The following is an 11,203-nucleotide window of genomic DNA, read 5'->3' as shown; positions in this document are numbered from 1 at the left end:
CCGCCCCGCCCCGGCCGGCCCGGTGGTCGCGGCCCGGCTCCAGCCCGAGCCCGGCCCGCGCGTGTCCACCCCGAGATGCGCCCGGAGCAGGTTGGCCCATGCCCCCGTACGAGCGGGCCTCCTCGGGCAGGTGGGTGTCCACGCGGGGCTCTCGTTGCGTCAGCGGGACTCGACGGTGACGACGGGGTGCAGCCTGCGGGTGTGGTCGACCTCCCGGACCTGGCCGGTCAGGCGCAGCGGGACCGTGATGCGGTGGTCGGTGCTGCTGGCGGAGATCCGCAGTTCCAGCTCGCCGGGTTCGACGATGCGGCGGCCCGCGCGGCCGGTGAAGGAGGCCAGGTCAGCGGGAAGGTCCAGGAGGACCCGGCAGACTTCCCCGGCTTCGAGCGGGAGGCGCCGGTAGCCGACGAGGCGCTGCATCGGCTGGACCACGGAGGCCACCGGGTCGTGCAGGTAGAACTGCACCACCTCGCAGCCGGAGCGGTCGCCGGTGTTGCGGACCTCGAAGGCGATCCGGAAGCTGCCGTCGGTGCCGGTCTCCGCGACGCCGACGTCGAGCGCGGACCACTCGAACGTGGTGTAGCCGAGCCCGTGCCCGAACCCGTAGGCCGCGCCGGTACTGGTGCTGGACACGTCGCTGTCCTGGGCCAGCCGGGCGGCCAGGTAGGTGGAGGGCTGAACACCCTTGTGCCGCGGCACACTCACGGGCAGCCGTCCGGAGGGGTTCACCCGCCCGCTCAGCACGCCGGCGATCGCTTCGGTGCCCGCCTCCCCGGGAAAGAAGGACTGCACGATCGCCGCCGCCTCCGTGTCGGCGCGGCCCAGTGCGTACGGGCGGCCCGCCAGCATGACGAGCACCACGGGCGTGCCGGCGTCCAGCAGGGTGTCGAGCAGCTGCTGCTGCACGCCGGGCAGCTGGACCGATTCGGCGTCGCAGCCCTCGCCACTGGTGCCGCGGCCGAACAGGCCGGCGCGGTCGCCGAGAGCGAGCACCACGACGTCGGCAACGCGGGCGGCCGCGACCGCCTCGGCGAAGCCGGCCGTGCTGTCGCCGTCGACCGTCGCACCGGGCGCGGAGAAGATCTCTGCGTCGGGGAACTCGGCCGCCAGGGTCTCGCGCAGCGTGGGCAGCGCGATGCCGGCCGGGACCCCGGGGTGTTGCGAGCCGACGTGCACGGGGAAGGAGTAGCAGCCCAGCACGGCCGTCGGGGTGTCGGCGTTGGGGCCGATCAGCGCGATCCGGCGGGGGCGGCCGAGCGGGAGCGTGCCGTCGTTGCGCAGCAGCACGACGGCCTGCTCCGCCAGCTCGCGCGCCAGCTTCCGGTTGGCCGGGGGGTCCAGGTCGACGCTGCCGCGCAGCGCCTCGGGTACGGCCGGCTCCGCTCCGGAGATCGCCTGCGGGACCGGGTTCCAGTCGGGGTCGAGCAGGCCGAGCTGTGCCTTCTGGATCAGGACCCGGCGCAGGGCGCGATCGATCAGCTCCTCAGGGACGGTGCCGGCCTCGACCGCGTCGAGCAGCGGCTGTCCGAATGTCCTGACGGTCGGCAGCTCGACGTCGACGCCGCTGGCGAGGGCAAGCCCGGCGGCCTCGTCCCAGCTTCCGGCGACGCCGTGCAGGAGCTTGAGGAAGGCGATGCCGAAGTAGTCCGCCACCACCGTGCCTTCGAAGCCCCAGGTGTCCCGGAGCAGACCGGTGAGCAGTTCCTGGTCGGCGGCCGAGGGGATGCCGTCGGTGTCGGTGTAGGCGTGCATGACCGACCGCGGCCGGCCCTCGCGCAGCGCCATCTCGAACGGGGGAAGGATGACGTCGGCGCGCTCGCGGGCGCCCATGGAGACCGGTGCGAGGTTGCGGCCGGCCCGCGAGGCGGAGTAGCCGGCGAAGTGCTTGAGGGTGGCGACGATCCCGGCGGACTCCAGGCCCTGCACGTAGGCGGTGGCGATGGTGCCGACCAGGTACGGGTCCTCGCCGATGGTCTCCTCGACGCGGCCCCAGCGGGCGTCGCGCACCACGTCGAGCACGGGGGCGAGGCCCTGGTGGACGCCGACGGCGCGCATGTCGGTCCCGATGGCGGTGGCCATGGTGCGCACCAGCTCGGGGTTGAAGGTCGCTCCCCAGGACAGCGGGACCGGGTAGGCGGTCGCCCCCCAGGCCGCGAACCCGGCCAGGCACTCCTCGTGGGCGATCGCGGGTATGCCGAAGCGGTTGGCGGCGACGATGCGCTGCTGGGAGCGGGCGAGCGAGAGCGCACCGACGGCGGCGTCCACCGGAACGGTGCCGAAGGGCCGGGTCAGCTGGCCCAGACCGTGCGGCAGCAGCTCGTCCAGGTCCGGCGGCTCCTCCATCTCGTGCTGGTGCGGGGCGACCTCGCCGCCCTCGTCGGAGGCGCCCACCCAGACGCCGACCAGCTGTGCTGTCTTCTCCCGCAGGGTCATCGCCGCGATCAGGGCGTCGGCCCTGGTCGCGGGGGAGAGCGAGACGTCCCGCCACGCAGGGGTGGCGAGCTCGACGCTGGGGTTCACGTTGCCGGTCACTTTCCTCCGACCCCCATGAGCCCCTGGACCAGGGCGCGGCGGGCGAACAGGTAGACGATGAAGATGGGGAGCATGGACAGCACCACGGCGCTGAGCAGTCCGGGGACGTCGACGCCGTGTTCGGTCTGGAAGTTGTACAGACCGAGGGTGATCACCTTGGTCGAGTCCGACTGGGTGAGGATCAGCGGGAAGAGGAAGCCGTTCCAGGCCTGGAGGGCCGAGAAGACGACGATGGAGGAGAGTCCGCCCTTCGACAGCGGCAGGACGAGTTGCCCGAAGACCCGCCACGGGGAAGCTCCGTCCATCGCCATGGCTTCGTACAGGTCGGGGGTGATGTCGCGCATCGCCCCGGTCAGCACCAGGGTGCACACCGGCAGCGAGAACGCGGCGGTGGGCAGGATGACGCCGATCAGGTGGTCATAGAGTCCGGCCTGGCTGATCACGTAGAACATGGGCACGATCACCGCCTGCGCGGGGACCGCGAGTCCCAGCAGGAAGACCCGGAACACGACGGTGATGGTCCGGCCCTGGGCGCGCACGATGGCGTAGGCGAGCGGCGGCACCACCACCAGCACGATGCCGACGACGCTGACGGTGACGATCAGGGTGTTGAGGAAGTCCTGGCCGAAGCCGTTGGAGAACGCGTTGAAGTAGTTGCTCAGGGTCAGCTGCGACGGAAAGCTCAGCGGGCCCTGGGTGGAGTAGTTGGAGGTGGTGCGCAGGGTCGCGGTCAGCAGCACGTAGAGCGGCAGGCCGATCAGAGCGAGCCATATCAGGGAGCCCAGTCCGGCAAGGTAGTTGGGGCGCTGCCGCATCAGATCCCCTCCGCCGTGCTGCGCATCTTGTCGTAGCCGGAGAGCCGGACCACGGCCAGCGAGATGAGGGTGGCGACCACGACCAGGACCAGCGCGATGGCCGAGCCGGCGCCGAAGTCGTACTCCTTGAAGCCCTGCTCGTACATGTAGTAGGCGCTGACCGTGGTGTCCGTGCCGGGGCCGCCCTGGGTGAGGATCAGCACCGTGTCGAAGGTGGTCAGCCCGCCGACGACCATGAGGATCATCGAGGTGATCATGGTGTTGCGCAGTTGCGGCAGGGTGATGTGGAAGAACTGCCGCACGGTGCCGGCCCCGTCGATCGCCGCGGCCTGGTAGAGCACCTGCGGAATCGCGCGGGCGCCGCCCTGGTAGAGCAGCGCGTGCAGGGGGGTGAACTGCCACATTCCGACGAAGGTCAGCACCGCGATCGAACCGGCCTGGCTGCCGAGCAGGTTGCCGTTGCCGAACAGCCAGGGAAGCTGGCCCGGGATGCCGAAGTTGGGATCGAGCAGGGCGCGCCACACCACCGAGACCGCGGTCGCCGAGAGCAGCAGGGGGACGAAGAAGACCGCGGACAGCACGGCCCGGTTGCGCTGGGGTCCGGCCGCCCAGACGCCCAGCAGGATGCTGATGGGCGTCTGCGTCACGACCCCGAGCACGGTGAGCACGAGGGTGAGCCAGACGCTCTGGGCCATCACCGGGTCGTGGATCAGCTTGGTCCAGTTCGCCAGGCCGTTGAAGTGCGGGGAGGTGATGCCGTCCCAGCTGGTGAAGGACAGCACCGCGACCAGCACCAGCGGGAGGATCGCGAAGAGGAGGAAGAAGACGGTCGCGGGTACCGCCCAGACGAAGCCCGGGCGGGTCACCCCGACACCCGCCCGGCGCGCCTTGAGACGGCGGCCGGACACGGCTGCGAGAGAAAGGGAGCTCATCGGTCCTACTCAGGAGGTGGACAGCGACTGCATCGCCTGGATGAAGCCGTTGGCGTCGGTCTTGCCGTCGAAGAACTTCTGAATGGCCGTGTGGAGCGGCGTGGCCTCCGACTGCGGGTAGGCCTGGTCCCAGGACAGCTGGAACGACGGGGCCGCCTTGACCAGGTCGAACTGGAACTTCGAGTAGTCCGGGCTGGCCGAGGTGGACAGGAACTTGGCGGTGTTGGTGGTGGTCGGCAGGTTGCCGATGCCGAGCTGGGCCTTCACGAACTCGTCGGAGTACATGAGCTTGAGGAAGGACGCCACGGTGTCGGGGTGCTTGGTCTTCTTCAGGACGGAGTAGAAGTTGTTGGTGTTGCCGACCAGGTCCTTCGGGTCGCCCTTGCCGCCGCTGACGGTCGGGAAGGCGCTGTAGCCGAGGCCGTTCTTGGCGAAGTCGGGGTTGTTGGACTGCTGGGTGGAGTACTCCCAGGAGCCCATCAGCTCGAAGGCGGCCTTGCCCTTGGCCAGCAGCGCCGGGGACCCGCCGTCGGTGAACTTCACCGAGTCGAAGTTGCTGCCGAACGCGCCGGTGTCGACCAGCTGCTTCAGCATGTCCAGAGCCTTGTGGCTCTCCGGCGTGGCCCACGCGCTCTTGTCTCCGGCGAGCGCCTTCTGGAACAGGTCCGGCCCGGCGACCCGGTCGAAGACGTACTCGAACCACATGAGGGTGGGCCACTGGTCGCCGCCGCCGAGCGCGATCGGGGTCACGCCCTTGCCCTTGAGCACCTTGACGTCGTTGATCAGGTCGTCCCAGGTCTGCGGGACGCTCAGGCCGGCGTTCGCCAGGACCTTCTTGTTGTTGAAGAGCAGCACGGGCTGGGTTCCGCGCATCGGGACGCCGTAGGACTTGCCGTCGATCACCGCGGTGTTGAACACCGAGGGGAGGAAGTTGGACTTGAGCCCCGGGTCCTTGGCGATCATGTCGTCCAGGGGGAGCAGGAGGTTCTTCTTGGCGAAGGGCGCGATGCTGCCGCCGCCCCAGTTGAAGAAGATGTCCGGGGCCTGCGGGGTGTTGATGATCGTGTTGAGCTTGGACTGGTAGTCGGCGCCGGGGATGGTGTCCAGGACCACCTTGACCTTCGAGGTCTTGTTGAACGTGTCGACGATCTGCTTTTCGACCTTGTTCGCGGAGTCCCCGTAGACAAGGACGTGGATCGCCCCGGAGTTGGAGCCGCCGCTGGACCCGCACGCGGTGGTCAGACCGACCATCAGCGCGGTCGTTGCCGCTGCCGCGGCGAGTCTGTTCCGGGTCGCAGCGTTGCGAACGGTCACGCGAAGAGAACCCATGGGATTGCCGCTCCGTCGAAATTTCGAAGGGATTTCCGAATGCTGCGGGAAACCTAGGCGTAACGCCGATCTCCGTCAAGGGTTTGGCAGATCTCGATTCGGCCGTACCGACTGGAGCCCTGACCAGCTAATATCCGTCTCCTAGAGCCCCGATGACTACGTACTTCGCACACCGGGGCAGCACAGGAGGAGCTCGTGACCAGAGCGGCGACACTCGCCAAAATCGCGCGCGAGGCGGGGGTGTCCACGCCGACTGTTTCGAAAGTCGTCAACGGACGTGCGGACGTCGCCCCCGCCACCCGGGAGCGGGTGGAGGAGCTGCTGCACCAGTACGGCTACCAGCGGCGACGCAGCAACAGCGCCCCGTCGAGCCCCTTGCTGGAGCTGGTGTTCCACGAGCTCGAGAGCGCCTGGGCGATGGAGGTCATCCGCGGGGTCGAGAACGTCGTCCGGGAAGAGGGGATGAGCGTCGTCCTGTCGGAATCCTCGGGCCGGCTCAGCCTCGGGCAGTCCTGGATGGACGGGGTGCTCGCCCGCCGTCCCACCGGCGTGGTCCTGGTGCTGTCGGGGCTCGACGAGGCCCAGCAGGCGCAGCTGACCAGTCGTGACATCCCGTTCGTGGTGATGGACCCGGCCGGGGACCCCGGTCAGGACGTGCCGGCGGTCGGTACGACCAACTGGAACGGCGGCCTCGCCGCCACCCGCCACCTGCTCGACCTGGGCCACCGGCGCATCGGCATGATCGCCGGACCACGGCGGATGATGTGCAGCCGCGCCCGGATCGACGGCTATCGGGCCGCGCTGGAGACGGGCGGCGTCGCCTTCGATCCCGCACTGGTCCGCGAGGGCAACTTCTACCACGAGACCGGCTACTGGGCGGGCCTGGAACTGCTGCGCCTCAAGGACCGGCCCACCGCGATCTTCACCGGCAACGACCTGCAGGCGCTCGGCGTGTACGAGGCCGCACGGGAATTGGGCCTGCGCATCCCGGAGGACCTCAGCGTCGTCGGCTTCGACGACCTGCCCGTCGCCCGCTGGGTCGGCCCGCCCCTGACCACCGTCCGCCAGCCGCTGACCGAGATGGCCGAGGTCGCCGCGCGCATGGTGATCGACCTCGCCCGTGGCAACCCACCGTCCGCGCTGCGCGTCGACCTGGCCACCAGCCTGGTCGAGCGCAGCAGCACAGCCCGGCCCCCGACCGCCGGCCGCCACTGAGTCGTCGGCACCTTCGAAATTTTCGACAGCACGTGCCGCATCGCTCCGGACGCGTACCGCGGGCTCTGCAGCCGTTCCCGCCGACCTGCCCGACTGCCGGCTGCCGGCTGCCGACTGCCGGCCAGGCGCGCCCCGCGACCATGGACCGCTTCGGGCGCGTCCCGCTTCCCGCAACGGCATTGCGGGTGCCGATGGAACATCTGGACCGGTCACGGCCTTGATCACCGATCTCTGGCCGCACCCGTCGCTCGCCCCGCGATCGTCACGTGGACAGGATCCGGGCGTTGCCGGTGGATGGGGTGAGTTGTCGGCCGATGCGTGCAGCCGCCTCTGGCGCATCGGGAGACCGGAGTGCGGCACGTTTCGCGTGAGGGCGGCCTTCGCACCGCATCCGTCACCGCGGTTGCCGTCACCTGCGTTCGGTTGCGCAACGGCTGCCCCGGCCGAGGTCCGCACCCGTGATCACGGCACGGGAAACGGCACATAAGGCGTGGTCCTGTGTCGTGGACACCCTTTACCGGCCGTTATGGAACATCTGGTGCACCGCGCCGTCGGTGTGCGGGCGTGAAGCAGATCGTTTCCTGCCGGCGCGCTGACCCGCCGGCCGAGGTGCCTGATGCGCATGCACGGTTCCGCCCTTTGTGAACAGTCGGCTGTCAGCCATATGCCCGGGGTATGGGCCAGTGACTGCGCGTTGTCCGGCTCTTGTCGCAAGTGTTCCGCAGTGGCTAGGCTCCCGCTCACTTTCACGCTTCACGCACATATTCGACACAAAGGGCGGCCGAGCGCCGCTGTCCGGGCGTACGGGGGGTGGGGAACGTCGACGTGTCTCCGATTCGGCAACCCCCCGACGGACCCGTCCCGCCCAAGGACAAGTCCGGCCCCGCCCTCCGGCGGTCACGCGGGGAACACACGGACCGCCCCTCGGCCGGACCACCGGCAGCCGCGGCGGACGGCACGCCCTTTGAGCCGCCTTCCCCTCGCCCCAGCCCGAGGCGCGGTGACTTACGGATCCTGTGGTGGGTCAACGCGGTCGACGGACTCGGCAGCCAGGCGTCCGGACTGGTTCTTCCGCTGTTGCTCCTGGATCTGGGCCACTCCCCGGGCACCGCGGGCGCGTTCGCCAGCGCTGCCGCGCTCGCCGGAGTGGTTCTCGGACCGCTCGTCGCCGTGCCGGCCGACCAGGGACAACGGCGCCGCGTCATGACCGGTTCGGCTGGATTCGCGGCCCTGGGCACGGGGGTGCTGGCGCTGACCTGTCTGGGCCGCCCCGCGTTATGGGTGGTGATCGCGCTTGCTCTGCTGGAGCGGCTGTGCTCCATAGTCTACGAGGCCGCGTCGCGCGGGGCCCTGGTCCACCTGGCCACCGTCGACGAACTGCCCCGCGCGGCCGCCGGAATTCAGGTGGGCGATCAAGTCTCGCTCATCCTCGGTCCGGCGCTGGGCGGGGCCCTGTTCCAACTCGCCCGGCCGTTGCCCTTCTTGGCCGACGCCCTCTCCTACGCGGCAGCAACCCTGGGCATACGGGCCGTTCGTACCCCCCTCGACCTGCCCGTCACCGCCCCGGGCGCACCGGAAGCCGGCCCTCGACCACCGTGGCGCGGGTCGTGGCGTGCATGGCCCGGCGCCGCGAAAGCCGGCCTGGCCACGGTTGCCGGCTCCCCGGTGCTGCGCCTGGCCGTGGTGTGGACGTCGACGGCCGGCGGCACGCTGACCCTGCTGTTCTACACCGCGCTGTTCCAGTTGGGTGGCGGTGCGCACAGCGCCACGATCGGTCTGGTCCTCACGGCATCCGGGGCGGCCGGGTTGCTGGGTTCCCTGGTGGCGGCCCCGGTGGTGCGACGGCTCGGTCCGGCACGCGTGCTGACGTCGGTCGCCTGGCTGCTGCCCGTGCCGTGCGGGTCCCTGCTGTGGGCCGACAGCGTGTGGAGCTGGGGGGTGGCGTTCGCCGGGCTGTCCGTGCTGGTGCCGCTGATCACTGTCGTACTGTCCAGTGCCGCCGTGGCCTGCACACCGCCGGACGTGCAGTCGCGCGCTGCGAGCGTGCTCGACTCGGTGTCCGCGCTGGCCGCGGCCGGTGCCCCGGCCGCGGCAGCGGTACTGGTGACCACCTGGAACACCTGGACGCCCGCGCTGCTGTGCACCGTGCTCTTCGTCGCCCTGGCCGTGTACACCCAGGCAAGAGCCCACGGGGTGCTCCGCTCGGGTGCGGCGGCGGGCCATGGCGGCGTCCTGGACGGGAGGCAGCAGTGAGTGACTCCTTCAAGGTCTTCCTCAGCGCCCTCCCGGAGGTGTGCGCGCGCGACCCGCGTCGCATGGTGCTCACGGCGGACGCCGGCGGCCGCTGCGAGGTGTTCACCTGGGATGCGGGCGCCCGCAGGACCCGGCAGGTCACCGACCGGCCCGGGGGCACGATGCACTGCGCCATCGACGCCGACGCATACGTGTGGTGGTTCGAGGAGGACACGGACGGACGAGGGCACTGGTGGTACCAGCCGTTCGAGGGAGGCTGCCGACTGCCCGGCCTGCCGGGGGCACCGGCCGGGCTGCCGCGCGGTCTGGCGGTGACGGCCGACGGTACAGTCGCCGCGGCGGTCGCGACCTTGCGCGGGACGACGAGCGTGCTGGTGGGGCGACGCGGGCGGGATCCGCGCGAGGTTCTCACCACACCCGGGCCGTGCCGCCTGGGCGGCATCACCCCCGAAGGCGACCTGCTGGCCCTGGTGGGAGCCTTGGACGGTGACGCGGCCATCACCGTCATGACCGCCACGGGACGGGTCGTCTCCACCCTCCCTCGGCCCGGTGACCCCCGGGGCAGGTTCTGGTGCCGCGGCTTCTCACCGAGGCTCGGGCGGCCCGAACTGCTGCTGGTCCACGAGAGCGAGGACCGCTATCAGCTGGCGACCTGGAGCCCGCGCACCGGCCTGATCACACACCACTGGTGCGGCTTCGACACGGAGATCAGCGCACGCTGGTACCCCGACACCCGTGAGGTCCTGGTACGCCAGGACCGCCACGGCCGCTCGCTGCTGCACCGGGTGTCCCTGCGTACCCGGACGCGCCACATCGTCCCCACGCCCGCCGGCAGCCTGCTCGATGCCGCGCCACGGCCCGGCGGAGGGGTGCATTACCTGTGGACCGACACAGCCCACCCGCCCGTCCTCCACGCGACCGACGGTATCCCCCTGCCGCAGCCCGGCTCCCTGCCGCACGTACCCGGCCGGCACACCGACCTGTGGACCCCGACACCCGACGGCCCCGTCCACACGCTGCTCAGTCTGCCGCACTCCGCTTGCGGCACCGACTCCGCTTCGGCTCCTGCCTCTTCCTCCGGCGAGCGCCGGCCCGGCCGTCCGGACCCCGGTTCCGCGGCTCTGCCGCCGGCCGTGTTCCTGGTCCACGGCGGGCCTGCCGACCACGACAGGGACGCCTACGACGGCGTGGTCCACTCGCTGGTGGCCTCCGGCTACGCCGTCGCACGGGTCAACTACCGCGGCTCCACCGGCTACGGCCCCCGCTGGCGGCGCGCCTTCGGGGCCGGTGCGGGGAGTGTCGGCCACACCCAGGTGGCGGACCTGGCCGCCGTACGAGCCGATCTCGTCCGTCGGGGACTCGTCGACGACAGGGCGATCGCCCTGTGGGGGGTGTCCTGGGGCGCGTACCTGGTTCTGCTCGCCCTCGGTTCCCGCCCGGAGCTGTGGCAGGCAGGGATCGCGGTCAAACCCGTCGCCGACTGGGTCACCGCCCACCGGATGACCACGCCCACGCTGCGCGCCCTGGACGTCCGATGGTTCGGCGGAACCCCCGAAGAGGTGCCGGAACGTTACGCCTTCAGCTCGCCCTTGACCTATGCGGCAGACGTGGCGGCACCACTGCTCGTCGTCGGCGCGCACAAGGACGTCAAGTGCCCGCCCGAGCAGATCCGCAGCTACCTCACCGCTCTGACCGCCGCGGGCGTCGAACACGAGCAGTTGTGGCTCGACACCGGACACGACGGTTACGACGGCGCGACACACGTCGCCGTCCTGCGCCGCGCCCTGACCTTCCTGCGCAGCCACCTGCACGCACCGGCACCCGCCGGCCCTTCACGTCCCCCGGCTCGTCCGGGAGGACCCCGGTCCCGCTGACGCACACAGCGGGACCGGGTCGTGCACGGCACCGCCCACTCGAGAGAACCCGAGAAGGAGGACAACCATGCAGAAGGACATCATCCACAACGACCCGCTCGAAGACGACGAGGAGAACCGCAAGCCCAAGGTCGGCATCACCATCACCATCCCGATCCGCAACGCCGACGGCGGCAGCGACGAGGAGTGATCCATGGCCCGGCCGGTCCCCCTGGGGGCCGGCCGGGTTCCCTCCCCGATACCCGCCGCCCGC

Annotated in this window: 8 protein-coding genes; 4 read left to right on the top strand and 4 right to left on the bottom strand. The window is 70.7% G+C overall.

Annotation, left to right across the window (positions count from 1 at the left end; genetic code table 11):
- Window positions 1–159 precede the first annotated feature (159 nt).
- From AB0M11_RS14570 to AB0M11_RS14555, 4 genes are all read right to left on the bottom strand, one after another.
- Window positions 160–2,433, bottom strand: coding sequence for a glycoside hydrolase family 3 N-terminal domain-containing protein (locus tag AB0M11_RS14570; RefSeq protein ID WP_365705093.1), 2,274 nt, complete (start codon window positions 2,431–2,433; stop codon window positions 160–162).
- Between the two features lie 95 nt (window positions 2,434–2,528).
- Window positions 2,529–3,347 (bottom strand): carbohydrate ABC transporter permease, encoded by an 819-nt coding sequence (locus tag AB0M11_RS14565; protein ID WP_365705081.1) that lies wholly within the window; start codon window positions 3,345–3,347, stop codon window positions 2,529–2,531.
- The gene (locus tag AB0M11_RS14560) at window positions 3,347–4,279 is read right to left on the bottom strand and encodes a sugar ABC transporter permease (RefSeq protein ID WP_365705079.1); all 933 of its coding nucleotides are present in this window, start codon (window positions 4,277–4,279) and stop codon (window positions 3,347–3,349) included. The genes AB0M11_RS14565 and AB0M11_RS14560 overlap by 1 nt, the downstream gene beginning before the upstream one ends.
- Window positions 4,280–4,288: 9 nt before the next feature.
- The gene (locus tag AB0M11_RS14555; RefSeq protein ID WP_365705091.1) at window positions 4,289–5,530 is read right to left on the bottom strand and encodes an extracellular solute-binding protein; all 1,242 of its coding nucleotides are present in this window, start codon (window positions 5,528–5,530) and stop codon (window positions 4,289–4,291) included.
- A 273-nt stretch (window positions 5,531–5,803) separates the two neighbouring features.
- Between AB0M11_RS14555 and AB0M11_RS14550 the strand changes: the two genes are divergently transcribed.
- The 4 genes from AB0M11_RS14550 (at window position 5,804) to AB0M11_RS14535 (ending at window position 11,140) form a co-directional block, all read left to right on the top strand.
- Entirely contained in the window at window positions 5,804–6,823 is a 1,020-nt protein-coding gene (locus AB0M11_RS14550; protein ID WP_365705077.1) for a LacI family DNA-binding transcriptional regulator, read from the top strand.
- A gap of 810 nt (window positions 6,824–7,633) precedes the next feature.
- Window positions 7,634–9,076 carry an MFS transporter gene (locus AB0M11_RS14545; RefSeq protein ID WP_365705075.1) on the top strand — a complete coding sequence of 481 codons (1,443 nt, stop codon included), beginning with the start codon at window positions 7,634–7,636 and terminating at the stop codon, window positions 9,074–9,076.
- The gene (locus tag AB0M11_RS14540) at window positions 9,073–10,950 is read left to right on the top strand and encodes an alpha/beta fold hydrolase (RefSeq protein ID WP_365705073.1); all 1,878 of its coding nucleotides are present in this window, start codon (window positions 9,073–9,075) and stop codon (window positions 10,948–10,950) included. The genes AB0M11_RS14545 and AB0M11_RS14540 overlap by 4 nt, the downstream gene beginning before the upstream one ends.
- A gap of 67 nt (window positions 10,951–11,017) precedes the next feature.
- Window positions 11,018–11,140: a hypothetical protein gene (locus AB0M11_RS14535; RefSeq protein ID WP_358981307.1), complete on the top strand. Its 123-nt coding sequence runs from the start codon at window positions 11,018–11,020 to the stop codon at window positions 11,138–11,140.
- Window positions 11,141–11,203: the final 63 nt, after the last annotated feature.

This window comes from Streptomyces sp. NPDC051987 (assembly GCF_040680735.1).
Lineage (GTDB): Bacteria > Actinomycetota > Actinomycetes > Streptomycetales > Streptomycetaceae > Streptomyces.
The sequence above is the reverse complement of the archived record's forward strand: the minus strand, read 5'-3'. Positions and strand labels throughout refer to the sequence as shown.